We start from the raw sequence: 25500 nt of genomic DNA, 5'->3' as shown, positions 1-25500 counted from the left end.
ACTTTCTTTGATAATATAACTATATCAAAAAAATAAACTAACCGGTCAAACGAGCGGTTAGTTTTAATAGTTAAATATTTACTAGTTCCTCTTTTCTTCCTGCAGGAAGAACCATCGTCACAATTGTCCCTACCCCTGGTTTACTTTGATAGGAAACTTTTCCGCTCATTGTCTCTATAATTCTTAAAGAAACAGACGTGCCTAGACCAGTACCTTTATCTTTTGTCGTATAAAATAACGTTCCAATCCGTGATAATTGTTCAGGTGTCATTCCTTTTCCAGTATCAGAGATTAATATGGAGGCCGAGGTTTGGTCTGATTTGTTATGTATGGTTACTTTACCGCCTTCTGGGGTTGCTTCAATTGCATTTTTAATCAAATTAACGAGCGCTTGCTTTAATTGATTACGATCAGTAAAAAGAATAAATCCCGAATAATCAAGCTGGCTTTCCAGCTGCACACTTTGTTTGGCTGCTAGTGGAGCTAGAAGCATCATTACTTCTGATAAAACCTCGGTTAATAGAAATTCTTCTATTTTTTCAAATTTCGGTTTTGCAAAATTTAGGTAGTCATTGATAATCGATTCCGCACGAGCTAATTCACTCAATACTAGTGAAAGATATTCATAATTCTTCCCTGCCTCTTGCTGCTGCATTAACTGAAGAAATCCCTTGACAACCGTTAATGGATTGCGGACCTCATGTGCAATGGAAGCAGCAAGTTCTCCAAGCGTATTAAGCTTTTCGGCACGCTGAATCTCTTCCTTCATTTTATTTTTTTCAATCATTCCTTCATTGAGCTTTGCGGCTAAAGCAATAGCAATGGTATCGATTAATCCAACCAAAAGCAAATCTGGAACATTAAAATCCAGTTTGAAGATATCCCCCTCAAAATAGCGGAAAGTTGTAAGCGAAGAATAACATAGAATTAAGGACCAGCCGCCAATTAATGTGGAGAGGAGTACCCTTTTATTTGGGGGATAGTTCCAAAACTTTTTCATGAATAACAATGGAACCAAGGCGGTCAATAAGCTATTTACCAGGCCAAATAAGACAGTGTCTCCCCCCATTAATATGCGTGCACAAATAATGGCGGATAAAACCATTCCTCCGGCAATCGGGCCGGCATATAAAAATGCTAAAATAAGCGGAACATAGCGAAGATCCCAATTGAAGCCATAATTGGAATACGAGAAAATCATACAAGCAAGCGCCGAAGTACTTTGCAACAAACCACAAATAAAGGGATTATTTAATCTTTGTTTATTATCAGCAAGAGCGCTACAAAGCAGGACTGGTGCGATAGTGATTAACAAATTCAAAAGAAGTTTTTCTGCCAGCATTGTATTCCCCCACATTTAACCATATATATCGTAAACAATACGACAAAAATCGTCACTTTCCTTCAAATTTTCAAAAATTTTTATTAGGAAAAAATCATCTGTTTTTTCCCGTAAAATTCCCATAGTATACATAACATTTCCGATCTTCGTCTATCTCCCTAGAGTCCAAAGCAAACTCAACAAATTTCCCATTCCTTTGTATATAAATAAACTCCGAATGGAGGGTTGGGAGCACTTCTTCATGGTCCCAGACTTCTCTATGCTCGATTAGGTTTGAACCGCTTCTGTTAAGTTCTTTTATTTCAAAGCCAATATGGGAATAGTGGATTTCCGTTGAATCATTCGTAAATCTTTCTTTTTTGATATATATGACAGCAGTACCATCCGGGTCCATAGCAGTTGCAGTGACAATATATGTCTCTCCTTCTTTCACAAAAAATTCACAGGACATCCTTGCCACTGCTTCTGCGCCAGAAACATTCATGTAATTCCAAAGGGCTGGGTACTGGTGGTCATCATCAAGCCGATATTCCAGTCTCACAGGTTATCACTCCTTTTCCACTAATTTTACCATTGTTTTCCTCAATTTTACTTTTATAATTAAAATATATAACAAAGAAGGAGAGTGGTAAGGTGAAGAAAACCCAATGGTTAATAACTGGTGTTCTTACTTCTCTTATGGCCGGAACGCTTTCAGGCTGTTCAGATGATCTTCCGCCCAAGCCCAATGACAGCAGCTGCAGAGATTGGGAATGGGACGATGATCAAGGTGTGTGGCAATGCGATGACAGCCATTCAAGTCATTATGGACATTATTTTTACGGGGGAAGCTATTATCGAAATAAATCCTCCCTCTTGAAATCCTCCTCCTATAAATCCTATAAATCTTCCTCAAGCTTTAAGGGAGGATTTGGGAGCGGATCGAAAGGTGGATTTGGAGGTTAGAAATGTCTGATTATGTTGAAAAACGCAAAGACTTTTATGCACGATATCCATTCTTTTGGTCGGATTTATATGGGAGTGAGTACAGTCTTTTTCACGTATTTACAATAACGCAGGAAATCTACCTTAGAATTAAACAAGCAACAGAGCGAATGGGACAGATTTTTTTTAAGACAGCCGGTCTGCTTCGAAATCTGACGGATGAACAGCTTCTTGAATTCGGATATCCAAAAGGGAGCCTTCCATTTATTAGAGAAAAAGCTCTTTTTCCGGAATCGGTTATTTCCCGTTTCGATTTCGCGCTGACGGAAAATGGCGTTAAATTACTTGAATTCAATAGCGATACACCAACCTTTATTGTAGAGTGTTTTCAAATGAACGGACTGGTTTGTGCGGAATTCGATATTCTAAATCCAAATAATGACGGGGAACGGCTCCTTTCCTCTGGTATTACAAAAGCCGTAATAGAGGCGTCAGCCGGAAAAATGTCACCGAACGTGGTGTTCACTGCCCACGAGGATCATATGGAGGATTGGAACACTACTCTATATTTAAGCCAGCTTTGTCAGGTGAAAAATAAAACGGTTCCTTTAAGTGATCTTCGCATCACAAATCATGCTTTATTCGATCCAGACGGCGAGGTCATAGATGTTTTGTACCGCCAAACTTATCCACTTGAGCATCTTATCGAAGACAGGGACTCTGAATCAGGCGACCTTGTTGGAATCGAATTACTAAAGCTTGCAAAGGAAGGGAAAATCTCGATTGTAAATCCTGTTTCTGCTTTTCTTCTCCAGCCTAAATCCATTCAAAGTCTAATTTGGGGATTAGCCGAGCAAGGAGCTTTTTATTCAGCAGAAGAACAGAAATGGATAAAGGAATATATGCTTCCTACCTATCTTGAGCCAGATTCATTTATAGGCACTTGTGCATTTGTCCAAAAACCATCCTTTGGCAGAGAAGGAGATTCTATTAAGATTTGGAATCAACATTCCGAGATCACTGAGCAAAATCCATATCAAACATATGAACAAGAACTTCCTGTCTTTCAGACCTATGAACCTCTTCCAACTGTTTCACTGGAAACAGAAAAAGGAATGGAGGACCTATCCTACGTGTTCGGTTCATTTCTTATTGCCGGCAGGCCAAGCAGCATTGGAATTCGTGCTGGCGGGAAAATCACAGGGAATGAATCTTACTTTTTACCGGTGGGAATTAAAAAATAAGGGGGAACGTAAATGGCAAATTTCTTATTATACTTGGCCGTATCGCTTGGGCTTTTACTAGTGGGACTTTTTCTTATGGAAGTAACAACAAAAGTAAAGGAATTTTCTTTAATGGCGAAAGGAAATAAAGCAGCGAGCTATGTACTAGGGGGCCGTCTCCTTGGTCTTGCAATCGTTTTGTATTCAACCGCTGCCAATTCGATTTCCCTCATGGACATGGTAATTTGGGGAGCGATTGGCATTCTCGCGCAGATTATAGTTTTTTACCTGGCAGAATGGCTGACACCACGATTTAATGTCAACCAAAGCATCGAGGAAGATAACCAGGCAGTCGGACTTTTTCTTATGTTTTTATCGATTTCAATCGGCGTTGTGATTGCTGGCTGTTTAACCTATTAGTTTCTAAATGCCTACATGCTTTCGCATGTAGGCTTTTTATGAGGACATCAGGTTCACCTTTCTTGAGCTGTTTTTATGAAGGCCCCATGAGGACAGAATTTGCTTTTTCTGCCGAGGTTTTTGTCCTCATAAACGCTTCATGAGGACAGGTTTTGCTTTTCTGCAGGGATTTTGTCCTCATAAACGCTTCATGAGGACAGGTTTTGCTCTTCTGCCGAGGTTTTTGTCCTCATAAACGCTTCATGAAGACAGGTTTTGCTCTTCTGCCGGGGTTTTTGTCCTCATGAAAGCACCATGAGTACAGAATTTGCTTTTCTGCCCTGGACTTTGTCCTCATAGTCCCCCTTAACTCATTCTTATAGAAAATGGAGTTTTTTAGATGGCCTGGTAGGTTTTCTTGTCGCAAATAACAAATAACCTTGCTTCCTGAGGAATTGGTTCATGCCATTTTTTCAATATGTTCAAATCGCTTCGATCTGCAATTAATTGCGCCCCTTTTTGCTTAAGACTTTCATATGCCTCCCCATATGTTTTCCATTCAGGGTTAACTTCAACCTCCCATAGGTCACTTCCATCCTCACCGTCTTTGCGGCTTAATAATTGCGTGAAGAGGTGGCTGGCTCCTTTCGTCTGAGCAGATTTTGCCATTAGATTAGATACAGATTCGTGCGAAAGGATAAATTCATCAATTTTAACATGCTTAAAATTACCAACATGTTTTTCATTTAATATCTCAGCAATCGTATAAATCTCTTTTTCCGTGCCGTCATCGTATCGTTCAATCGAGGAAGCTACTAAAAGTGTTTTTCCATCCGCCAGATCCGGATTGTCGATACCATCTGGAGCAAACAACAGAACCGCTTTTGCTTTTTCAATCTTTGCTTTCCTCAAAATGTCTTCATCAGTCGGACTCCCTTGAATATAAAGAAACCTTTCATGTTCATAAGGGGTCTTCTCTAATTCATCTATCAGAACAATTTCAGTTTTAGGTTCTGCTATAAACAATTCCTTTATGGTATTCTTACTTTTAGCCGTCCAGCCGACAATAACAAAATGATTTTCTCCTCTAAAAGTCATTTTCCCTTCCTCCTTCATCCGTTTATACTGGGAAACACCATCGACAATCATGCCAATCACCGTACCAAACACTCCAATCCCCAGTGTATAAACAATGAGCATAGCCCAAATTCTTCCAAGCGGTGTCGTAGGAAAAACATCCCCATAGCCTACCGTTGTCATAGTCGTTAAAATCCACCATACGGCATGGAAGGTATTTTCAAAGGTCTTTGGCTCGAGAATCCTCATAATTTCGGCATTTATAACAATATATAAGATTGTAAACAACAACACCGTTCTGTAGCGGTACCGGGACGCCGTTAAAAATAATTTCCGAAAAAATATCATCAATGCCCCACTCCCCTAGTGCTTAACACAACTTTTATAATATCCATAAAATTTCTCCTAAACCTTATTTTTCTAATTTTATCATACAGTTAATTAGAGGCGGAGAATTAAAAAAAATGATTTAATGGAATACAAGTTTTAATTCCTTCGTCAAGTACCTCCTTAGGCTGCAATCCACTTTTTGAAGTTCATCCTAAGATTTTGCACAGATTAGTCCAAAATAAGTTGGTACTTCATACTCACATACAAATCCTCCTAAAAATAATAATTTGACAAAACAACATAAAGAATATATAATATAATTTCGTGCTTAACAATTAGTAACTTGTAATAGAAAAAAAAACGCAATGTAAGAATTTTTCTGGCATTCTGCTTATGTTTTAAAATAAAAAACTTATTCACACTGGATCGGCCTCGGAGCCGTTAGGATGTAAGAGAGGTAGGGCTTACGTCGTTTAGGTATAAACCATCGGGTGGAAGAATAACCGCGGCAAGCTTGTTTTTTATAAACAACTATTATATATAAATTTTTACCTTGCGATGGCTGATTTGGAAAAACACAACCATTCACAAGTTACAATAGGATTCAATAAAATTTGAATCAAAAGCTAAGAAGGCAGAGGAAATTTCCTCTGCCTTCGTCCAATTTTGCAAGAAAAAATGACCTGATTTTCCAATCAGGTCATGCACTTTAGTTTTCTATAATAATTGCTTGTTTTCCCATTTGCTCCCAAGCTTTAATGAAATTGTCTCGATCCAATTTTTTATTTTTGGTTCCATATGGATCGTTAATATAGATATAATTTTCATCGTAGCCTGTGATAACGACGCTGTGTTCACTGAAGGTAATGTCGATTTTTCCTTGTGGGGTATCCCATGTTTGAAAGACAGAAACGGGAGCGAAGCTAGTTGTAGTAATAATCCAAACTGGATGACCCTGGCTTACCTTCTTTAATAAATCCGTAAACGGACTGCCAGTTAAATTGACTGCTTTATCACCTGCATATTTCTGCGCCAGCTCATATACAGGACCATTATAAACACCTAAACCAGGACCGTGTGCCATATCTCCAACAAACCCAGCATTTGGATTTCCCTTCTTGCCATTACTGTAGGTTAACGGAACCGTTTTAATATTTTTCGCCAATTCGTTTTTCGTCACTTTTACCCCATTGTAATTCAAAATCATCGCTAGGCTAGTAACCTCGCACCCATTATATAACAGCGGTTTATCCATTTGATTTAACAAGGGTATATCTAATAGTTTACTATCAGGTAAAATAGGGCTTTCTTTCTGTAAAGCTACCTCTCTCGTAATCAATGGAGTATTAACAGCCTTAAATTCTGGTAAAGCCTCGCTCGACTTCACCGCCAAAATACTTTTGGCGCTAAAAAAGGTTATTAATAAAATAATACCGATAATCAACATTTTTTTCATATCCGATTAATTCCATCCTTGTTATTGACTTGGCTGAAAATTCATACTAGTAATATACTATTTATTTACCATACCAAAAAATCTCTAAACGATAAAGGAAAATCATTTCCAATTACATATTAATCGGATTACCTTAAGTTTTCCTTAATAAAAATGCTCTTTTGCAGAACAAGCAAAAGAGCATTTTTATTAAGTTCGTGTTTTATTTAGATGAAACTTTTTTAATAACTGGTTAATTACTTCAGAAAAAACTAAACCGAAGGCAATCGATCCGGCAAGCATAAGTACTTTTGCAGCAGAGCCTAAAGCAGAATTATAATCGTTCTCAACAAAATTCCTCATTGCATCATATGCTAGACCGCCAGGCACTAAAGGAATAATCCCAGCTACACTAAAAATGATGACAGGCATTTTATAAAACTTTGCCAGCTCCTGACTAATGACAGCCACAAAAACAGTCGCGGTCAAAGTAGCAAAAACGGCATCACCTGAAAAATCCTCGAGAAGATAGTAAATGAGCCAGCCGCCACTACCTATAAGTCCACATTTTACTAAAGATTCTTTTGGTGCATTAAAAATTATGCCAAATGCACCTGTTGCAATAAAGCTCGTGATTAACTGTGCTAGTATAGCCAATTTTATCCACCCTTACAAAAATGATAGGACTACTGCAATTCCTGCACCGATGGCAAAGGCAGTCAAAAATGCTTCTGCCCCTTTTGACAGTCCGGAAACTAAATGTCCTGCCATTAAATCCCTGATTGCATTCGTTACTAAAAGCCCCGGAACTAAGGTCATGACCGAACCGATAATGATTTTATCCAATTGGTGGCCAATACCAATTTTCACAAAAATAAAAGACATCAACCCAATTATGAACGAAGCTAAAAATTCCGAGAAAAACTTAATTGGGACGAACCGGTGAAAATAAATAAAACTAAGATAGCCAATCCCACCAGAAATGAGCGAGGGGATAAAATCATTCCAGCCCCCATTAAACATAATCATAAAACAGCCGCTTGCCAAAGATGCAGCAGCCACTTGCACCATAAAAGGAAAAGTAAGATTTAAGGAGTCAATTTCTTTTAATTGATCTAATGCTTCTTCAAGTTTTAATTCGCCGCTGCTAATTCTTCGCGAAACGCTGTTTACCATAGCGACCTTCTTCAAATCAGTGGACCGTTCGGAAATCCTGATTAGCTTAGTCTTTGTTGGCTCCGCTCCTTCAGCAGAAAAAATGATACCGGTCGGAGTAACATAACTATGTGTTTTTTCAATGCCAAAGGAGGCGGCAATCCGCATCATCGTATCCTCAACACGATACGTTTCCCCGCCGCTTTGAAGCATGACTTTTCCAGCTAGCAGGCAGACCTCCATAATGTCATAGGTTTGTTCAACTTGTTTTTCCATTAATTTTTCACCACATATTTCAACATTTGTTTCTTAGTTTAATCAAAACAAAGATTTGAAGCAATTATCTTTGATTTAAAGATTCACCAAAATGTTTAATTTAGGAGAAAATAATTATTTAAATTTTCGAAAAAATAAATTATACTATTGTCATATTTTAGCAAAAGGTGGCGATATGTTTGAAAGCAATAAAATCCATTTTAATCTGGGGTGTAATTGCAGCCTTGGGTGCGGCAGGATTTGCAGTGATGGCCTTAAATAATGGCGAAAGCATCAATGCCATTTGGCTGTTAACAGCTGCTGTCTGCGTCTATGCGATTGCTTACCGTTTTTACAGCAAGTTTATTGCCCAAAAGGTTTTCCAGCTTGATGATTCAAGGAAGACACCAGCAGAAATACATAACGATGGTAAAGACTATGTTCCCACCAACAAATGGGTGCTATTTGGACACCACTTCGCAGCAATTGCCGGTGCCGGTCCATTAGTAGGTCCAATCTTAGCAGCTCAAATGGGCTATTTGCCCGGAACCCTTTGGATTGTTGTCGGTGTTGTATTAGCAGGAGCTGTTCAGGACTTTATTATTCTGTTTGGATCCATACGCCGAAACGGTAAATCTCTTGGTGAAATGATCAAGGATGAGATGGGTAAATTTACAGGCATTGTTTCCATGATTGGTATTTTAGGCATTATGATTATTTTATTAGCCGTTTTAGCATTGGTAGTTGTGAAAGCGCTTGTAGGCAGTCCATGGGGAATGTTCACGATCGCCGCAACGATTCCGATTGCCATTTTTATGGGTATTTATATGCGCTTTATTCGCCCAGGCCGTGTGGGTGAGGCATCAGTGATTGGTATTGTGCTTTTGCTCCTTTCTTTATTCTTTGGGCAAACAGTTGCTGAAAATCCAACACTTGCAGCGATGTTTACCTTTAAAGGTGAAACGATTGCCATCATGATGATTATCTATGGATTTGTGGCATCCGTCTTACCTGTTTGGCTGCTGCTCGCTCCTCGTGATTATCTAAGTACTTTTTTAAAGGTTGGGACTATCCTTGCACTTGCCTTGGGCATTATTATTGTTGCCCCAAACCTTGAAATGTCTGGCGTTACAAAGTTTATTGATGGAACAGGCCCGGTGTTTGCTGGAAACCTTTTTCCTTTCTTATTTATTACTATTGCCTGTGGATCTGTTTCTGGATTCCATGCACTGGTCTCTTCCGGTACTACGCCAAAAATGATTGAAAGGGAATCACATGCCCGCCCGATTGGCTATGGTGCCATGCTGACTGAATCGTTTGTAGCCGTCATGGCGATGATTGCAGCATGTGTGCTCCATCCTGGGGTTTATTTTGCAATAAACAGTCCAGCTGCCTTAATTGGGACAGATGTTGTTCAAGCTGCCACTACCGTATCAAGCTGGGGTTTTACGGTCACTCCTGATGATTTAAAAACAATCGCCAGCAATGTTGGAGAACAAACCATCCTCTCTAGAACTGGCGGTGCACCAACACTTGCGATTGGGATGGCTGTTATTTTCTCAAAAGTAATTGGCGGAAAGGCCTTAATGGCGTTTTGGTACCATTTCGCCATCCTTTTTGAAGCGTTATTCATCTTAACAACTATTGATGCGGGAACTCGTGTTGGACGCTTTATGATTCAGGACTTGATTGGATCTGCTTATAAACCATTTGCCAAAACTGAAGCGCTCATTCCAAACATAATTGCCACGGCGCTATGCGTTCTCTTCTGGGGTTACTTCTTGTATCAAGGTGTCATTGACCCGCTCGGCGGAATCAATACTCTTTGGCCGTTATTCGGTATTGCCAATCAAATGCTGGCAGCTATTGCCCTTCTTCTCGGTACAACTATTCTTTATAAGATGGGCAAAAAAGCATATGTGTGGGTTACTTTACTGCCAACAACCTGGCTGCTAATCGTCACGTTGACAGCAGGATGGCAAAAATTATTCCATGACAATCCAAAAATCGGCTTCTTGTCACATGCGAAAATTTTTAAAGAGGCATATGATGGCGGCAAGGTACTTGCTCCAGCAACGACTGCTGTGCAAATGAAACAAGTTTTAATTAATGATTATGTTGATGCCACCCTTACAGGAATATTCATGGCAGTTGTCATTGTTGTATTAATCTCAGCAATTCGTATTTGGTTTAAAGTAATCTTTAACCACAAATTACCGCTGCACGAATCGCCATATGTGCCTCGTGACAAAGGAGATTTCCAAAAATATGCTTAATAAATTAAAGGAACTTAACTCCTTCAGAAAGCAATTTATTAGTCTGCTAGTTGGTGTTCCCAGCTATGAAACCTACGTTAAGCATATGGAATTGCATCACCCTGGTGAGTCCATAAAATCACGAAAAGAATTTTTCTGTGAGGCACAGGAAGCCCGTTACAACGCAAAGGGCGGAAAAGTATCAAGATGCTGTTAAAGCGAAAACAGCCTGACACCTATTTAGGTGCAGGCTGTTTTTTTATTGGTGCCAAATTTTCATTAAAACTAGATTTACAACTACAATCAAACCATAAATGAAAGCTAACGTTTGTTTTTCAGCAAAAAACAAAGCGACTGCTGGTAATCCAAAAATGATAATCTCTAATACTAAAAACGAGAACCCACTTAGTGTGAATGGTGCCTTCGGTGCCCCAAACATTCCCCATATGACTGCTGCAAGTAAAGGTGTTCCAAAACCAAGGAGGATTTTGATTATTGTTCCTTGTGAAACATGAAATCCCCAATAGCCTAATATCACAAGCACCATAATTTCTAAAAGGAATCGAATACCAAGATTAATATCTTTTAATGCCTCCATCCTTTTCTCCCTTTTTATGACCTAATCTATTATTTGATATTCACTTCAGAGCAGTAGTATTCGAATATCAAAATTTTTATTATTTATTACAAAAAATAATCAATTTTCGGGCCAAAAACGATTAATAATCAAGTTTAATTACAGTTTATTTGCGAATTTATAGGTTTTATTTGCGAAAACTCTGGTTTTATTTGCGAATCAAATTTTATCAGCGAATTTATATGATTTATCAGCGAATTCGAGGAGTTTATCAGCGAATTTAACCTATTTATCAGTGAATCGAAAAATTCTTTATCCCTTGATGATAATGGGACTAGTTTTTATGTTTCCTTTACGGATCTTTTTTAGATATCGTTCACTCAAAAATAGATTAATGATGATCCCAACAATGACTGCAAGTGGAAAACTAATGGCGAATCCTAGATGGAGAATAAACATGAAGATTGGCACAAGGAAACGGAAGGTGACAAAGACAAGTGTAATGGCATAACTCCGAAGCATCCATTCTAGGTGGCTTTGAATCTTTCGTTCCCGTATTCTTTTAAGTCCCATGAACGTGGTTAAAAACCACACTGCATCAAGAATGAGAAATCCAATTGTTGCACCGATCCCGCCTGTTGCATAAAACGCAAGGTAAATTCCTGCAGGAACGCTTAGAAGAATAGACGTTGCATATATTTTTCCAAGAGTGCGATGTATTTTTATATTTTTCCGGCTTGCCTTTAATAACTGAAATGGCCCGAGAATTAGAGCAATCGATCCTGTTGTAATATGAAAGAAAAATAAGACTTTCCATGTATCATAATGGAAATGAGGATTTTCTAACTTTCCGGAAACAATTCCAGCCTTGTGCGGATCATTCAAACCATACATCACTAAAATATATCCAATGAAACCAAAGACAACAAAATAACTTAACCAAACTTTCCAATTTATTTTGGGGTTTGCCATCTGCCTCTTCCTCCTTACGTTAATCCCTTGATCATCGAATTGACCTGAAAATCAATAAATCCTTCTTTTTCATGCCAATGAAAGTCCGGGAAGGTTATTAAAAGACTTGTAATGCCATGAAGTGACGCCCATAATGACTGTGCAGCCATATGTGCATCGTGTTTCTTAAGCACTCCTTCATTCATTGCAGCCATTACCATTTCGGTTAGTAATACAAACCCTCTTACCCGGTCATCTTCTTCTGTCATCACCTTTTGAAGCTGATGCAGATTTTCGATGAAGATTAACCGGTAATATTCAGGATGCTTTAATCCAAAATCGATATAGGCATATAACGACGCTTTCAATCTTTCCCCAGGATCACTAGATTTACAATTAGCTACACCTTCTTTTAAGTATGTGAGAAAGATGGCATAGCCGTGTTTTAATAAATGAATCAAAATTTCCTCTTTGTTGGCAAAATATTTATAAATAGCTGTTGCTGAATAATCGATTTGCTGGGCGATTTTTCTCATCGATACATTTTCATACCCGTCTGTAAGAAACAACTGGACCGCCGCTTCAATGATCTCGAGCCTCATCTCCTCAATTTCACGTTTTCGTCTTTCTTTGGTGCCCATTTTTACTTCACACTCCAAGTCGTTTTTAACGCAGTTAACACCGTTAACTAATATTACAGTGTTAATTATACAATGGATGAAAAATTTGTAAATACTTTTTTTGGAAAAAATAAAAAAGGACGAGTTTCATTCAACCCGTCGTGTAGAGCATTACTCCCCAATATTGTTTTCAAACCACTCCTGAAGATCTTTCAAGGAAGTAAAAGAGAAAATTTCTTCGCCGTTTTGACCGTTATCAAAGCCAGCGTTACCTCTTAAAGTAATTTGACCTTCATCACCTGAAATTAAGATAGCATAGGGATGATCCACATTTATGTACCTTGCATCTAAGTCATTATCAGTCCAGTTCTTGCTTCGCAAAAATGCTTCGTAATGTTCCATTCAACTTCCTCCTTTCACTATATTGTTCCAATAACATAAAAAAAGAAGACAACTAAATTGTCTCCTAAAGATTTTTTTCGATAAATTGTAATGTCTTTTCGATTATGATCTGTTGATCATTATCAAGTGTAGCCACATGGTAGCTGTCTTTCATGTGATGAATTTCTTTTTCCTCAGAACTGATTTCATCAAAGATTATTTGCGAATTATTAGGAGGAACGACATGGTCCTCATTGGAAACAAATATTAATGATGGGCAGTTAATCTTGTGAAGGTCAGCCCTAACCTTATCCATAAAGTTTAGGATTTCCTTAACTGATTGAACAGGTGTTTTTTCATAGGCAAGCTCTTTTACGTCTGGCTTTTTAATATCTGAACCAACGCCATCTAAGAATCTAACCCCTTCTAACTGGCGGACAGGATTCATTTCAGGAATATCCACTGCTGCATTGATTGGGATAATCGCGCGAATTTCCGGGTGATTTTCCGCCATATAAAGTGTCAGCGTCCCGCCCATTGAAAGCCCCGTGACAAATATGGTATCACACCGCTCTTTTAACCATTGGAAACCCTCTTCAATTGACCCAATCCAATCCTGATAAGTGGTTTTCTCCATATCCTTATAGTGGGTACCATGTCCTTTAAGGCGCGGTCCGCACACCGTGTAACCTGCTCTGGCGTAGGCCTCACCAATCGGGAACATACTCTGGGTTGATCCGGTAAAGCCATGTGATATTAAAATTCCGACTTGATTCCCTTCAAAATAAAACGGCTCTGCCCCTTCTAAAACAGGATATTTTTCAGTCATCTTTATTATCCCTCCAAACTTGTCTTATTCAATATGTATTCACTTTCATGGATAAAAAACCTGCCTGTTCAAAAATTACTAATTGAGATTCTATAGAACTTTCTTAACGATCGTGGAGTTTCTTTATTAACTTTGATGTCCATTTGCAGACTATCCTAATTTCCGCTCTGCTCTTTTTTCCACCTTAACGGGCTTTTGGAGACCTTCCTAATTACCGCTTCGCTCCGTTTTCCACCTTAACGGGCATTTGGAGACCCTCCTAATTACCGCTTCGCACCTTTTTCCACTTTAACGGGCATTTGGAGACCTTCCTAATTACCGATTCGCCCTTTTCTCCACCTTAACGGGTATTTAGAGACCTTCTAATTACCGATGCGCTTCTTTTTCACCTTAATAGGCATTTGGGACTTTTCTTAATTACCACCTAACTCCTTTTTAGATAATTTTTGCACCAATAAAAGGCAAAAATCCTCTCCATCAATATGGGAAGGACCTCTATTTTAATTTATTTCTGTTTATAATAGGTAATTGCTAAAGCAAACGCCAAAACTGCTCCCTTAACAATGTCCATTGCATAATATGGTACCGACATCATCACAAGACCGTTTTGTAAAATTCCAATCAGTACCGCACCTATAAACGTACCAAACGCATTTGGCTTTCCTGCTCCAAGGACTGAAAACCCAATAAATGCGGCTGCCACAGAATCCATTAAATAAGGTGCACCTGAATTAATTTCTGAAGTCATAACCCGTGATGCAAGAACAATGCCTCCGATAGATGCAAAAAGAGCAGAAAGCAAGTATGCTGCCACCTTATACTTATTTACCGGAATACCAGAAAGTCTTGCTGCTTCTTTATTGCCACCAATAACGTACATATAACGCCCATGTTTGGTATAAGTCAAAAAGACATGTACCAAAATGACAGTCACTGCCATGATGATAATAATCCATGGTACCTCGCCAATTTTTGCAAAAAATGGACTGATGAGGCCGGCTGCCATGGAGCCATCCGGCATAACCATGTTTTGTGAAACAGTTGCACCCTTTGTATAGGTTAGCGCTGTCCCTTGGATGATAAACATCGTAGCAAGCGTTAACAGCATATCAGGAATTCGAAGCTTTACAATCATGAAGGAGTTGATGGCGCCAACCACTAATGATGCTGCAATCGCTGAAATAACTGCAATCAAGGTGTTTTGCGAGAACCAAACAAACATGGAAATGACAATCGCGTTTGAAAGGGAGGCAACGGAACCAACCGAAAGATCAAATCCATTCACAGATAATGATATCGTGATCCCAATCGCAATAATGGTCACAATCGATATGGAACGTAAAATATTGACGATATTGCTTCCTTGAATAAAGGTTGGATTCGCCAGAGAAAAAATAACAATAAGTGCGACAATCGTAATAATGGTCCCGTATTTATAAAAAATCTGAAAAAGTTCAATTGGCTTTTTCGCTGGGGTCTGTTTGCTTGTTGATATATTTGCTTCCATCTTATCTGCCCCCTGTTGAATAGAATAATAGTTCTTCTTCATTCGTTTCGTTTGTTTTCAATTCCTTAACTGACTTACCGTCATACAAAACATAGACTCGATCGGTTATTCCTATGATTTCGGAAAGCTCTGATGATGCATAAATAATTCCTTTACCTTGCTTAGCTAAATCTGAAATTAAATTAAAGATATCCCTCTTTGCTCCAACGTCAACACCTTTTGTCGGCTCATCAAAAAGATATACATCGGCTTCAGCCACTAGCCATTTTCCAATCGCTACCTTCTGCTGATTTCCGCCTGATAAGTTTTGAACCTTCGTTTCTTCCGATGGAGTCTTAATCCCAAGTGCGCGAATCATTTGTTTGGCTGTTTCTTTTTCCTTTTTCCGGTCTAAAAAATTCAATGCCTTTGAAAAGACTCCTAAATTGGCCGCTGTCAAATTGGATTCTACCGATTCTAGAACGAGTATTCCTTCCTTTCGCCGCTCTTCAGGAACTAATGCAAGCCCATTTTTAACAGCATCGTAAGGACTTTTACTTTTTAACTTCTTACCATTAAGGATAATTTCTCCCGCAGAAATTTTCACTGCTCCAAAAAGAGCCTTACACAATTCCGTTTTTCCAGCTCCTACAAGCCCGGCGATTCCCACGATTTCTCCAGCTTTAACCTGAATTTGCAGGTTTCTAAGTTTATCCTCGTCGGAAAGCCCTTTTACCTCGAGGACTGTATTCCCGAACGTTGTCCTTTTCTCTGGAAACTGCTCCTCCAGCTTTTGCCCAAGCATTTGCTCGACCACTTTGCTTGGAGTGGTTTCTGAAATCTTCTCTTTTACAACAATTTCACCATTGCGCATTACAGTTATCTCATCACAAACTTCAAAGATTTCCGGCAGACGATGTGAGATAAAAATAATTCCTACATTTTGCTTTATTAAGTCCTTGACGATACGAAATAGTTCTGTTGTTTCGGTATGACTTAACGGTGCAGTCGGTTCATCTAAAATGAGAAACTTACACTGCCTAGAAATGGCCCTCGCAATTAAAACCATTTGTTTTTCAGCCAGAGTCAAATCGCTAACCAGTTTTTTTGTGGAAAGATGAATATTCATTTCTGCCAGTATTTTTTTTGCTTGATTATGTATCTCCTTCCATTTCACCCATTGTTTTTTCCCCATGTTATGAACGGTGTCTAGCAGCATAATATTTTCTGCGACAGTTAAATAGGGAATCAAGGCAGTATCGACTTCTTGGTAAACGATTTGTATTCCCGCGTCCTGAGCATTTTTAGGGGAACGGATTTTTAGACTTTGTCCAGATAAGCTTATTTCGCCAGTATAGTGATCATACGCGCCTGAAAGAACCTTCATTAAGGTCGATTTCCCCGCGCCGTTTGCCCCTATCAGTGCCTGAATTTTTCCTGTTTCCGTGGAAAAATGAACCTGATTCAGTGCTTTTACACCAGGAAATTCTATTGAGATGTTTTTCATTTCTAATGTTGTAGTCGTCAAAATGCCACCTCCTATTAAGCAAACACTCTCTTAATCTTGTGAAAAAGAGAGTGTAATGCCAATTATTTCTTATAGTGCTTCTTTAATGTTTTCATCCAATCTTCTTCAAAGGCAGTAGATTGGCCCCAGCCTGGAATGATTGTCGCTAGGTTTACCATATTAACTGCCTCTTTAGAATCCTGAACGTTTTTCTGCGTCACGAGTGAAGCTTCTAAGTCGTAGGTTTTTGGCGTTTCTTCCCCAGCTAGTTTTTTCGCTAGTAATCTCATATCTACAGCACCAATTAGCTTAGGGTCAACTGCGGCTGTGTATTTCCATGCACTGCCTGTTCTTTGGATTTCCTGAAGGTCAGCATTGGAAACATCAATTCCATAGATTTTTACTTCTTCCCGTCCTGCTTCCTTCAGAGCACGAGCGGCACCAATCGCAAACGCATCCCAAGTCGCAAAAATGGCATCCAATTTTCCTTTAGGATATTTATTCAGCATCGCTGCAACCGCATTTTGAGTTTGAACACTTGTGTCTGCAGCAGCTACCCCGAAGCGCTCGACTTCTTTAATTCCAGGGTTTTTCGCAAGAGCATCCTGATAGACTTTATTTCTTCTTACCATTGGCGGGAAGCCATCCACCCAAAGGTAGGCAATATTGGCTTTTCCTTTTGTTTCTTTTACAAGCTGATCAAGAGCTAATGTTGCTAATGCTTCATCATCCTGAGAAGTTAAAGTAACTCCATCTATGTCAGCAAGCTTTGGATTAGAGTCAAAAGCAACAACGCTTTTGCCTTTTTCTACAATCTTCTTCACATCATTAACAGTTGCATCATCGTCTCCATGAGAAATGACAAATCCGTCATAATTCTGATCTAGTGCTTGATTGATTGCATCATGGAATTTCGCTGTGTCCCCATTTGCAGTAAACACATCCACCTGAAAACCTAATGCTTGTCCTTCTTCTTTTGCACCCGCTAAGAATTGAGCCGTATGATCGTCACCGCCAATTTTACGGATAACCTTAATTTTAACCGGATCCCCTTTGGCAAATCGTTCTGGAACCCCTTCTAATGACACATTTTTATTGCCGCTGGCTTGCTTTGTTTCTCCATTTGAGGCACAGCCAGTTAAAAGGAGTGTGGCGGCTAATGCTGAAACAAGTGTACTTTTAAATAAATTTCTCTTCATGATGTGAGCTCCCCTTTTTTTACGTAATTCTTTTTACTCCTATTGGAAAAGTTTGATTTAATATAAAATAAAAAACCTCTCCAGAAAAGAGAGGTTTCATCGCAAATAAATGGACTACTCCTCTCTTATCTCTCAAAACAATTTCTTGTTTTGCAGGATTTAGCACCAATTCCAATCGGAACGGTTGCTGGGCGTCATCGGGCCAGTCCCTCTGCCACTCTTGATAAGAGAACGTAAATGATTTAATTGATTAAGTATTAAACATACTTTAAACTCCTATTAACAAGTTGTCAATAGTATTATGAATATTTTTAATAAATTACTTTTTTTAAAATTACAGCACCACCATTTCATTGATCACCTAATTTCGGTATTATGATATTTAGATAGACGAAATACTTTCAAGAAAGAAGTGTTATGAACGATGAACCAACAGGAAAGTGCTAAACGTAATTTAGTGATCATGTGGTTTGCCAACTTCTTTGTTGCTGGAAGTATGACAATGGTCATGCCCTTTATTTCACTTTATATTGAGACGTTTGGAAATTTTTCAGAGAAATATGTACAACATTGGTCTGGAGTCACGTTTGGAATTACGTTTGTATCTGCCTTCCTTTTCTCGCCCATCTGGGGAAAATTCGGCGACCGATATGGAAGGAAGAAAATTCTTATCATTTCAGGAATTGGAATGGCGGCATCCATTTTCCTAATCAGCTTCGTCCATTCCGTCTGGCATTTATTCCTGCTGCGCTTTTTCATGGGTTTCTTTTCAGGCTTTATTCCGATGTCACAGGCATTTATTTCTACACAAACGCCGAAACAGATTGCCGGGCGTGTCCTTGGCACATTGCAAACAGGCAGTATTACCGGTTCTTTACTTGGACCGATGCTCGGCGGAATATTAGCAGATTCGCTTGGCTATGCCACCACATTTAAGTGGACATCCATTTCCATTTTCATTTCGGCTATCCTGGTTATTGCTGCAAAAGAATTTCGTGTTGAAATCAAACAGGGAGCAAAAGCCTATTATTCAAGCAAGGAAGTCTTTAAGCATATTTTACGTAATCCAGTTTTATTAACAGTTCTCCTTATTTCTGCTTTAGTACAAATTGCCCACTTTAGCATTCAGCCTATATTGTCTTTATTTGTTAGTGATTTGCATGGAAAAGCAAATGTCGCCTTTTATTCAGGAATTGCTTTTTCTGCAGCCGGACTTGGGAATCTAATGATGTCTCGAAAATGGGGAAAGATTGCTGACAAATACGGTTATATCAAAATTCTTGTCATCCTCTTATTCTTAGCAGGAATTGTTTACCTGCCAGGAGCAGCTGTTACGAGCCTTTGGCAGCTTGTTATTATCCGGTTCGCCCTCGGCGTCACGATTGGCGGAATTATTCCGGTTCGAATTGCTTACATCCGCCAGGAAGCCCCGATTGCGATGCAGGGTGAGGTGCTGGGCTATAACAATAGTTTAAGATTCCTAGGCAATATAATCGGTCCAATGCTAGGCGGCTTCCTATCCGGTTACTTTGGATTTTCCACAGTTTTTATCAGCACTAGTGCATTATTAATTATCAGCGGCGTTATCTTGCTCGTATCCATGCAGCGTAATCCTAAACTTATAAAACATACCGCCTAAAAACTTCAAAAGAAAAGTCCCACTAAAATGGGACTTTTCTTTATTTAAGCTGTTGTTCATAAACTTTTAAATTAGCATATACAGATTCTAAAACTGGGACTGAAATCTTTTCCTTCCGTGCTATCTCCAGTAAATAGCCGTGCAAATGGTCTGCTTCAACAGGCAATGATTTTTCCATATCCCTTTGCATTGAGGATTTCATCGAATAGCCAAGACCGTCGATTTGATTCATTAATTGTGTTTCAATAGCATTTGGAAGTGGTGCCTCGATACGATTCATCACAGAAACAATCTCTTTTAATAACTGAGTAATTGTTGCTCGTCCGCTTGCCTGTTCTAGAATAGGTCCAATTGGAGCTCTCATTAAAGTGGTAATACCAGACATCGTCGAAATAAATAAATACTTATTCCACAAATCCTTATTGATCTTTTCACTTAAGCGATAGGCAATGTTCGAACCACTAAAGGAGTCTTCCATTTTTAATACTCGCTCAGACCGTTCCCCTGTGCGTTCTCCAAATACTAAATCGTGTTTTTCACTTGTTTGAATGACCCTGCCATTTTTATCAAGTGTGGTTTCTATAAAGCAAAGACCACCAATAACACGCTCTTCCCCGAACATTTCTACCAATTTATCAATATGTAAAATACCGTTTAATAAAGGAAGAATGATTGTTTCTTCGCCAACATACTGTGTTATGCTCTCCATAGCCCCTTCTAGGTGATAGGCTTTAGTTGAAATTAAAATTACATCGAATGAACCTGCTTCCTCCCCAGCAATAATAGTTTTTGGATTTACGGTCACATTTCCATGGACACTCTCAATGATAAGCCCTGTTTCTTTCAACTGGTTTTTTCTGCCTTCACGAACTAAAAAGGTAACATCTTCTCCCTTTTCTTGTAACCGTCCGCCAAAATAACCGCCAACCGCACCTGCCCCAACGACTAGAAATCTCATGTGAATTCTCCCTTCATCAATATCTACATATCTAGTATAAGGGAAATTTTTTTCACTTAAAATAAATAAGCAGGAAATTCCTGCTATATTTCTAAATTGCTTTTCAGCTTTGTAAAATCCGTGTCCTGATAGTAACTATTTTTGACCAGGATATTAGGGCCGAGGCATGAAACGGCCGGGCAATGACAGCTTAATTCCTTGGCAATATTAGTGGCTTGCCATGTGTCATACGCATCTAGCAATTTAGTCCTTTGAATATTTCCTAACGCTGGAGTATCGCCAAAATCCGTTACTATGATATCACCGTTAAAAATATTAACATTCAGGCGTGAGCGCCCATCAGGGTCATTTCTAACTGTCACATTTTTACTCTTATATAAACGTTTTAATAGATTTAAATCCTCCTGTTTACTGCTGCAGGCATAGAACGGAAGTGTACCAAACAGCATCCAAACCTCTTCATTTCTTATATCGAGCAAGTGATGAATCGCATCTCTGATCTCATTTAGGGTAAGTGTTTCAAGATTGCTGGCGAAATCACTTGGGTACATTGGATGCACTTCATGGCGCTGACAAAGCATTTCATCAACGATTTGGCGGTGGATTTTTTCCAAATAAGGCAATGTCCGTTTATTTAACATGGTTTCTGCAGACACCATCACTCCCGCTTTCACAAGCCCGCGGCTATTTTCTATCATTCTCATAAAATATTTTTCCCGCTGTTTGTAATCCGGCTGCTTTTCCATTCTCGCGAAGCCGCCTTCAACAAAATCGTCCACCGTGCCCCAGTTATGGGAGATATGTAAGACATCTAAATAGGGGATGATTAATTCATATCGTGCCAAATCCAGGGTTAAATTTGAATTTATTTGAGTCCGTATCCCACGTTCGTGAGCATATTTTAAAATCGGTGCAACATATTTTTTCACGGAGGATAATGACAGCATCGGTTCTCCGCCAGTAATGCTTAAAGAGCGAAGGGTTGGAATTTCATCTAATCTTTTTAAGATAAGCTCCAAAGGTAGGGCATCTGGGTCCTTTGTCTGCAGCGTATATCCGACAGCGCAATGTTCACAGCGCATATTACAAAGGGTTGTCGTGGTGAATTCAATATTTGTAAGCTGTGGTTTTCCATATTCCTTAATATCTAGGTATGCTTCCCAAGGATCATAGGACTGGGTAATTTTTTTCATATTTAACATAGTATACTCCTTAACGAATCAGTCTTCACAAAACCATTTCATTATAGCTGATTTGGGAATACAATTGCTATTTCTAACTGTTACAAAAGCTTATGTATACGAAAACGCGATTATTCAATTGAACAATGCTATTTTTCTAGTTTATTTCTCTCAATCGACAAATTCCCAGGGAAATATCAACAAGATCAGATTCATATCGACAAGTATTATGAATATTCTAAAAATAAAAATTATCATCACCAAAAAAGTGGCTGTCATCAAGGTATTCCCCTAATGACAGCCATCAGGACTTAAAAATAACCTATTTATTCTTACTTAAAAAATATACATACACTTTTATCATGAAATAGCTCACTTCTTCCGGAAGAAGCTCCTTGATTGGCTTTAATCGATCCCGTCCCACTTCAGCGACGGCCTTTTCTAATAGAGGAATATATTCACTTGGAACATGCTTAGAAAAGTCAACATCCAACCCTTGCTGGGCACATTGAAGCAAATGGCTTTCCACTGTGCTGATTGCAAGCTCACGCTTTTCCGCAATTTCTTCTATCGATAGGTGATTTTGGTTTAAAGTCAATGTCTCCAAATGGGATTCCCCAACCGCCTTTTTGGCTGTTTTTTTCGGTGCTGTAACGAAAGATTGAATTTCACTTTGATAATCCGTATGATCTTGTAAAAAATTTCGGATTGCTTGTATAAATTCAAGTCCATATTTTTGCAATTTATGTTCACCCACACCGCTCACCTGTAAAAACTCTTGGTTCGTTTTCGGCTGCTTGGCGCACATATCCTTTAGAGCAGCATCAGAAAAAATGACAAATGGCGGTACTTTTTCAGTCTCAGCAATTTGCCTCCTTACTTCCCTCAATGCTTCGAATAATGGATCGCTCTTTGAAACTTGTTTCACTTGGACAGTCTCACGCCGGTATACCTGAATTCTTCCCAGCAAGACATCCTTACCTTTTGAGGAAACATAGAGTGTAGGGAATTGGCCCTGCTCAATGGCAATTAACTCCTGTGAAATGAGGAATTCAATAAAATCACTGACCTCCTTTGCTCCCTTGTCCTTCATAATTCCATAGGTTGGAAGTCTTTCAAATCCAAGCTCTGTTACTTTTTTATTCTTTGAACCTGTTAATACTTGGGCAATAAGTGTTTTTCCGAAACGCTGGCCCATCCGAATGATGCAGGACATTACCATTTGTGCTTCTTTGGTTACATCAATACGGGTCCGTGAATCCGTACAGTTTCCACATCTTCCGCAGGGCTCTGTTTCTGTTTCACCGAAATATTTTAAAATAAATTCCTGCAGACAGTTCTCCGTGTGACAGTAATCTACCATCTGCTGCAGTTTTTCCAGCTCTGCGTGAATTCGTCCTCGGTCAATGGATTGATCGATCAAGAAGCGCTGAATTTGCACATCCTGTGGAGAATATAATAGGGTACATTCACTTGGGAGTCCGTCACGACCAGCACGCCCAGCTTCTTGGTAGTAGCTTTCCATGTTTTTCGGCATCTGAAAGTGGAGAACGTAGCGAATATTACTTTTATCAATCCCCATCCCAAAGGCTGATGTTGCAACCATGACGGATGCTTTGTCTTCTAAAAAACGATCCTGTTCCCGTGCACGTTCTGCATCCCCCATCCCGGCATGGTACCTGGCAACATTTATATTTTCTTTACGCAGTCGTTCATAAAGCTGGTCAACATTTTTCCTTGTCGCAGCATAAATAATTCCCGCTTCTGTTTCGTTCTTTTTAAGAAAATCAAAAAGGAATTTTAGCCGGTCTTGTCCTTTAATTACTGAGAAAGACAGGTTTTCTCGTTCAAATCCAGTAATAACGGTATTTTCTTCATCGATATCCAGCAGGCGGCAAATATCCTCCCGTACCCTTGGGGTTGCTGTTGCAGTAAGCGCCATAACAATTGGCTTTTGGGGCAGGGTTCGAACCATTTGCTGAATGTGGCGGTAGCTGGGACGGAAATCGTGCCCCCATTGGGAAATACAGTGGGCTTCATCGACAGCTACTAATGGGATTTCCATATTTAAAAGATCTTCGATAAATTCTCGTGACTCTAACCGTTCTGGAGCTACGTAAAGTAATTTGTATTTCCCAAGTTGTGCATTGCGCATCCGTTCATTGGCTTCATTGAAGTTAAGGGAGCTATTAATAAATGTGGCTGGAATTCCGACTTGATTGAGAGCATCGACCTGATCCTTCATTAAGGAAATCAATGGGGATATAACAATCGTGGTGCCTTGAAGAGCAAGCGCTGGAATTTGATAGCAAATTGACTTTCCGCCGCCAGTCGGCATGACGCAAATGGTATTATGGCCATCCAGCACCGATTGGATTGCCTGTTCTTGGCCTTTGCGAAAAGAGTTGTAGCCGAAATGAGACTGTAGTAAGGGGAGTGTTTGAGCAATCAAGATAGTGGCTCCTTTCAAATGTTTGTAACTCTATTATAACGCGGCTTAATACAATTTGAAAAATTAGTAATAAGTTTGGGTCCAGCTTCAACACCTGGTGGGTCTCACAGTGACCGCGGATTTTCTTTTTTCACCTTCGCAGGCACTCTGAACCTCGATTAAAACTATCAAAACTAAATAGGCCGACGAGTTCATTATTCTCGCAGGCCTATTCTCTAGCTATATTAATATACTATTTAAAATCTCGTTTTTATGCTCACCAATTTTAGGTGGACCTGCCACATGCTCTTGAACAAGGTCACTATGCATTTTTACTTGGCAGTCACCCCAAGAGGAAGTGAAAATAAGTTCCTTCTCTTTAAAATATGGGTTATTTTGAAGCTCCCCGATTTCCAGTACAGGCGCCATACAGCAATCAACCTTTTGGGCAAATTCAATCCACTCGAAAAAAGGCTTACTTTTAAAAATCGCTTTGACTTCTTGATAAACTGGGTTGGACTCATCCGTTTTTGAAAAATGGGCTCTAATCCAATCTTCCCGCCCGTGTGCCATACAAAAATTCTCCCAAAACTTCGGCTCCAGTGCCCCCATGCTCATAAAGCGGCCGTCCATTGTTTCATATAAAGCGTATGCAATAATACTGCCATTCAAAACAGATATGCCGGTTCCCTCACTCATTTCTTTTTCAACCATGACATGATTCCCAAGTAATGAAACCAATTGATCGGTGATAGAAATAGAATGATAGCTTCCCTTTCCAGTCAAAAACCGAGAAACAAGTCCTGCTAAAATCCGTTCATTTGCTGCATACCCGCCTAAATAATCTGCGAATGTGATAGAAGGGTGGACCGGCCTTCCTTGTTTATCTTTCAACTGAGCAAGCACACCGCTTAACGCCATATAATTGATATCGTGGTTTCCAAGCCCGCTTAATAGCCCCTTTTGTCCATACCCGGAAATTGAACAGTATACGATATCAGGCTTCACCTTTTGTACATCTTCTAAACCTAGTCCGAGTTTTCCCATTACCCCCGGTCTAAAGCTTTCGATGACGACATCAGAATTGGAAATTAGTTTTAAAGCTGTTTCCAGCCCGTCTTTCTCCTTCAAGTTTAAGGTGATGCTTTTCTTCTGCCGGTTATTGGCTTGAAAAACAATCCCGTCTCTATTTTGAGACATTCCAGTGTGGCGGGCTGGGTCACCTCCTGGCGGCTCCACCTTGATAATTTCCGCGCCCAGGTCAGCTAACCGTAATGTGGCGAAGGGTCCAGGCAGATAATTGGTAAAATCAATGACTCTAATTCCTTCCAGCATACTCAAAATCC

At 39.4% G+C, this 25500-nt stretch carries 24 protein-coding genes and 1 riboswitch; of the genes, 6 read left to right on the top strand and 18 right to left on the bottom strand.

Translation table 11 applies throughout. The features are described 5' to 3' along the window. Window positions 1–70: 70 nt before the first annotated feature. Complete coding sequence (locus LC455_RS07780) at window positions 71–1342, bottom strand: ATP-binding protein (RefSeq protein ID WP_223589595.1); 1272 nt, start codon at window positions 1340–1342, stop codon at window positions 71–73. Between the two features lie 94 nt (window positions 1343–1436). Then, on the bottom strand, window positions 1437–1883 hold the full coding sequence (locus LC455_RS07775) for a hypothetical protein (protein ID WP_223589593.1): 447 nt from the start codon (window positions 1881–1883) through the stop codon (window positions 1437–1439). 137 nt (window positions 1884–2020) lie between these two features. Between LC455_RS07775 and LC455_RS07770 the strand changes: the two genes are divergently transcribed. Genes LC455_RS07770 through LC455_RS07760 form a run of 3 tightly spaced genes read left to right on the top strand, consistent with a single transcriptional unit; the run spans window position 2021 to window position 3909 of the window. Next, complete coding sequence (locus tag LC455_RS07770) at window positions 2021–2287, top strand: hypothetical protein (protein WP_263297723.1); 267 nt, start codon at window positions 2021–2023, stop codon at window positions 2285–2287. Window positions 2288–2289: 2 nt separating this feature from the next. Continuing rightward, window positions 2290–3510: a glutathionylspermidine synthase family protein gene (locus tag LC455_RS07765; protein WP_223589590.1), complete on the top strand. Its 1221-nt coding sequence runs from the start codon at window positions 2290–2292 to the stop codon at window positions 3508–3510. A 12-nt stretch (window positions 3511–3522) separates the two neighbouring features. Next, complete coding sequence (locus LC455_RS07760; protein WP_223589589.1) at window positions 3523–3909, top strand: DUF350 domain-containing protein; 387 nt, start codon at window positions 3523–3525, stop codon at window positions 3907–3909. A gap of 375 nt (window positions 3910–4284) precedes the next feature. Here LC455_RS07760 and LC455_RS07755 read toward each other — a convergent pair whose 3' ends face one another. From LC455_RS07755 to LC455_RS07740, 4 genes are all read right to left on the bottom strand, one after another. Further along, the gene (locus tag LC455_RS07755) at window positions 4285–5313 is read right to left on the bottom strand and encodes a potassium channel family protein (protein ID WP_223589858.1); all 1029 of its coding nucleotides are present in this window, start codon (window positions 5311–5313) and stop codon (window positions 4285–4287) included. A gap of 691 nt (window positions 5314–6004) precedes the next feature. Then, the gene (locus LC455_RS07750; protein ID WP_223589587.1) at window positions 6005–6751 is read right to left on the bottom strand and encodes a C39 family peptidase; all 747 of its coding nucleotides are present in this window, start codon (window positions 6749–6751) and stop codon (window positions 6005–6007) included. A gap of 189 nt (window positions 6752–6940) precedes the next feature. Beyond that, a complete protein-coding gene (locus LC455_RS07745) occupies window positions 6941–7387 on the bottom strand; it encodes a threonine/serine exporter family protein (protein WP_223589585.1) in 447 nt (148 codons plus the stop codon). A gap of 12 nt (window positions 7388–7399) precedes the next feature. Next, window positions 7400–8161, bottom strand: coding sequence for a threonine/serine exporter family protein (locus LC455_RS07740; protein WP_223589583.1), 762 nt, complete (start codon window positions 8159–8161; stop codon window positions 7400–7402). A 179-nt stretch (window positions 8162–8340) separates the two neighbouring features. Here LC455_RS07740 and LC455_RS07735 point away from each other — a divergent pair, with 179 nt between their 5' ends. Next, window positions 8341–10416, top strand: a complete 2076-nt coding sequence (locus tag LC455_RS07735; RefSeq protein WP_223589581.1) for a carbon starvation CstA family protein — start codon at window positions 8341–8343, stop codon at window positions 10414–10416. Next, window positions 10409–10612: a YbdD/YjiX family protein gene (locus LC455_RS07730; protein WP_223589579.1), complete on the top strand. Its 204-nt coding sequence runs from the start codon at window positions 10409–10411 to the stop codon at window positions 10610–10612. The genes LC455_RS07735 and LC455_RS07730 overlap by 8 nt, the downstream gene beginning before the upstream one ends. A gap of 42 nt (window positions 10613–10654) precedes the next feature. Here the strand turns inward: LC455_RS07730 and LC455_RS07725 are convergent, their stop codons facing one another. The 8 genes from LC455_RS07725 to LC455_RS07690 all read right to left on the bottom strand — a co-directional run bounded on the left by LC455_RS07725 (window position 10655) and on the right by LC455_RS07690 (window position 17945). Further along, the gene (locus LC455_RS07725; RefSeq protein ID WP_223589578.1) at window positions 10655–10993 is read right to left on the bottom strand and encodes a YrdB family protein; all 339 of its coding nucleotides are present in this window, start codon (window positions 10991–10993) and stop codon (window positions 10655–10657) included. Between the two features lie 291 nt (window positions 10994–11284). Beyond that, window positions 11285–11944 carry a DUF2306 domain-containing protein gene (locus LC455_RS07720; protein WP_223589576.1) on the bottom strand — a complete coding sequence of 220 codons (660 nt, stop codon included), beginning with the start codon at window positions 11942–11944 and terminating at the stop codon, window positions 11285–11287. A gap of 14 nt (window positions 11945–11958) precedes the next feature. After that, on the bottom strand, window positions 11959–12564 hold the full coding sequence (locus LC455_RS07715; protein WP_223589574.1) for a TetR/AcrR family transcriptional regulator: 606 nt from the start codon (window positions 12562–12564) through the stop codon (window positions 11959–11961). A gap of 150 nt (window positions 12565–12714) precedes the next feature. Then, window positions 12715–12945, bottom strand: coding sequence for a hypothetical protein (locus LC455_RS07710; protein WP_223589572.1), 231 nt, complete (start codon window positions 12943–12945; stop codon window positions 12715–12717). Between the two features lie 64 nt (window positions 12946–13009). Beyond that, window positions 13010–13753 carry an alpha/beta hydrolase gene (locus tag LC455_RS07705; protein WP_223589571.1) on the bottom strand — a complete coding sequence of 248 codons (744 nt, stop codon included), beginning with the start codon at window positions 13751–13753 and terminating at the stop codon, window positions 13010–13012. Window positions 13754–14258: 505 nt separating this feature from the next. Then, entirely contained in the window at window positions 14259–15260 is a 1002-nt protein-coding gene (locus LC455_RS07700) for an ABC transporter permease (protein WP_223589569.1), read from the bottom strand. A 1-nt stretch (window position 15261) separates the two neighbouring features. Then, window positions 15262–16746: a sugar ABC transporter ATP-binding protein gene (locus LC455_RS07695; RefSeq protein WP_223589857.1), complete on the bottom strand. Its 1485-nt coding sequence runs from the start codon at window positions 16744–16746 to the stop codon at window positions 15262–15264. Between the two features lie 83 nt (window positions 16747–16829). Beyond that, window positions 16830–17945: a sugar ABC transporter substrate-binding protein gene (locus LC455_RS07690; RefSeq protein WP_223589568.1), complete on the bottom strand. Its 1116-nt coding sequence runs from the start codon at window positions 17943–17945 to the stop codon at window positions 16830–16832. Between the two features lie 122 nt (window positions 17946–18067). After that, window positions 18068–18175: riboswitch (SAM riboswitch) on the bottom strand. A 194-nt stretch (window positions 18176–18369) separates the two neighbouring features. On the opposite strand from LC455_RS07690, the gene LC455_RS07685 reads away from it, so the two are divergent. Next, a complete protein-coding gene (locus LC455_RS07685) occupies window positions 18370–19584 on the top strand; it encodes an MFS transporter (protein WP_223589566.1) in 1215 nt (404 codons plus the stop codon). Between the two features lie 40 nt (window positions 19585–19624). Here the strand turns inward: LC455_RS07685 and LC455_RS07680 are convergent, their stop codons facing one another. The 4 genes from LC455_RS07680 to LC455_RS07665 form a co-directional block, all read right to left on the bottom strand. Beyond that, window positions 19625–20542 carry a ketopantoate reductase family protein gene (locus LC455_RS07680; protein WP_223589564.1) on the bottom strand — a complete coding sequence of 306 codons (918 nt, stop codon included), beginning with the start codon at window positions 20540–20542 and terminating at the stop codon, window positions 19625–19627. 83 nt (window positions 20543–20625) lie between these two features. Continuing rightward, a complete protein-coding gene (gene yfkAB / locus LC455_RS07675; protein WP_223589562.1) occupies window positions 20626–21744 on the bottom strand; it encodes a radical SAM/CxCxxxxC motif protein YfkAB in 1119 nt (372 codons plus the stop codon). A gap of 301 nt (window positions 21745–22045) precedes the next feature. Beyond that, entirely contained in the window at window positions 22046–24175 is a 2130-nt protein-coding gene (gene recQ / locus LC455_RS07670; RefSeq protein ID WP_223589560.1) for a DNA helicase RecQ, read from the bottom strand. A gap of 219 nt (window positions 24176–24394) precedes the next feature. After that, entirely contained in the window at window positions 24395–25489 is a 1095-nt protein-coding gene (locus LC455_RS07665) for a CaiB/BaiF CoA transferase family protein (RefSeq protein WP_223589558.1), read from the bottom strand. Window positions 25490–25500: the final 11 nt, after the last annotated feature.

Source organism: Neobacillus bataviensis, from assembly GCF_019969725.1.
This window is presented reverse-complemented; position numbering and strand designations above follow the sequence as displayed.

Excerpts from the sequence above, each read along its gene's own strand:
- LC455_RS07720 (WP_223589576.1), bottom strand. The coding sequence starts at position 11,944 with ATGGCAAACCCCAAAATAAATTGGAAAGTTTGGTTAAGTTATTTTGTT.
- LC455_RS07770 (WP_263297723.1), top strand. The coding sequence starts at position 2,021 with ATGGCCGGAACGCTTTCAGGCTGTTCAGATGATCTTCCGCCCAAGCCC.
- LC455_RS07700 (WP_223589569.1), bottom strand. The coding sequence starts at position 15,260 with ATGGAAGCAAATATATCAACAAGCAAACAGACCCCAGCGAAAAAGCCA.
- LC455_RS07710 (WP_223589572.1), bottom strand. The coding sequence starts at position 12,945 with ATGGAACATTACGAAGCATTTTTGCGAAGCAAGAACTGGACTGATAAT.
- LC455_RS07695 (WP_223589857.1), bottom strand. The coding sequence starts at position 16,746 with ATGAAAAACATCTCAATAGAATTTCCTGGTGTAAAAGCACTGAATCAG.
- LC455_RS07680 (WP_223589564.1), bottom strand. The coding sequence starts at position 20,542 with ATGAGATTTCTAGTCGTTGGGGCAGGTGCGGTTGGCGGTTATTTTGGC.
- LC455_RS07725 (WP_223589578.1), bottom strand. The coding sequence starts at position 10,993 with ATGGAGGCATTAAAAGATATTAATCTTGGTATTCGATTCCTTTTAGAA.
- LC455_RS07740 (WP_223589583.1), bottom strand. The coding sequence starts at position 8,161 with ATGGAAAAACAAGTTGAACAAACCTATGACATTATGGAGGTCTGCCTG.
- LC455_RS07665 (WP_223589558.1), bottom strand. The coding sequence starts at position 25,489 with ATGCTGGAAGGAATTAGAGTCATTGATTTTACCAATTATCTGCCTGGA.
- LC455_RS07760 (WP_223589589.1), top strand. The coding sequence starts at position 3,523 with ATGGCAAATTTCTTATTATACTTGGCCGTATCGCTTGGGCTTTTACTA.
- LC455_RS07765 (WP_223589590.1), top strand. The coding sequence starts at position 2,290 with ATGTCTGATTATGTTGAAAAACGCAAAGACTTTTATGCACGATATCCA.
- LC455_RS07705 (WP_223589571.1), bottom strand. The coding sequence starts at position 13,753 with ATGACTGAAAAATATCCTGTTTTAGAAGGGGCAGAGCCGTTTTATTTT.
- LC455_RS07685 (WP_223589566.1), top strand. The coding sequence starts at position 18,370 with ATGAACCAACAGGAAAGTGCTAAACGTAATTTAGTGATCATGTGGTTT.
- yfkAB (WP_223589562.1), bottom strand. The coding sequence starts at position 21,744 with ATGTTAAATATGAAAAAAATTACCCAGTCCTATGATCCTTGGGAAGCA.
- LC455_RS07750 (WP_223589587.1), bottom strand. The coding sequence starts at position 6,751 with ATGAAAAAAATGTTGATTATCGGTATTATTTTATTAATAACCTTTTTT.
- LC455_RS07780 (WP_223589595.1), bottom strand. The coding sequence starts at position 1,342 with ATGCTGGCAGAAAAACTTCTTTTGAATTTGTTAATCACTATCGCACCA.
- LC455_RS07730 (WP_223589579.1), top strand. The coding sequence starts at position 10,409 with ATGCTTAATAAATTAAAGGAACTTAACTCCTTCAGAAAGCAATTTATT.
- LC455_RS07755 (WP_223589858.1), bottom strand. The coding sequence starts at position 5,313 with ATGATATTTTTTCGGAAATTATTTTTAACGGCGTCCCGGTACCGCTAC.
- LC455_RS07715 (WP_223589574.1), bottom strand. The coding sequence starts at position 12,564 with ATGGGCACCAAAGAAAGACGAAAACGTGAAATTGAGGAGATGAGGCTC.
- LC455_RS07690 (WP_223589568.1), bottom strand. The coding sequence starts at position 17,945 with ATGAAGAGAAATTTATTTAAAAGTACACTTGTTTCAGCATTAGCCGCC.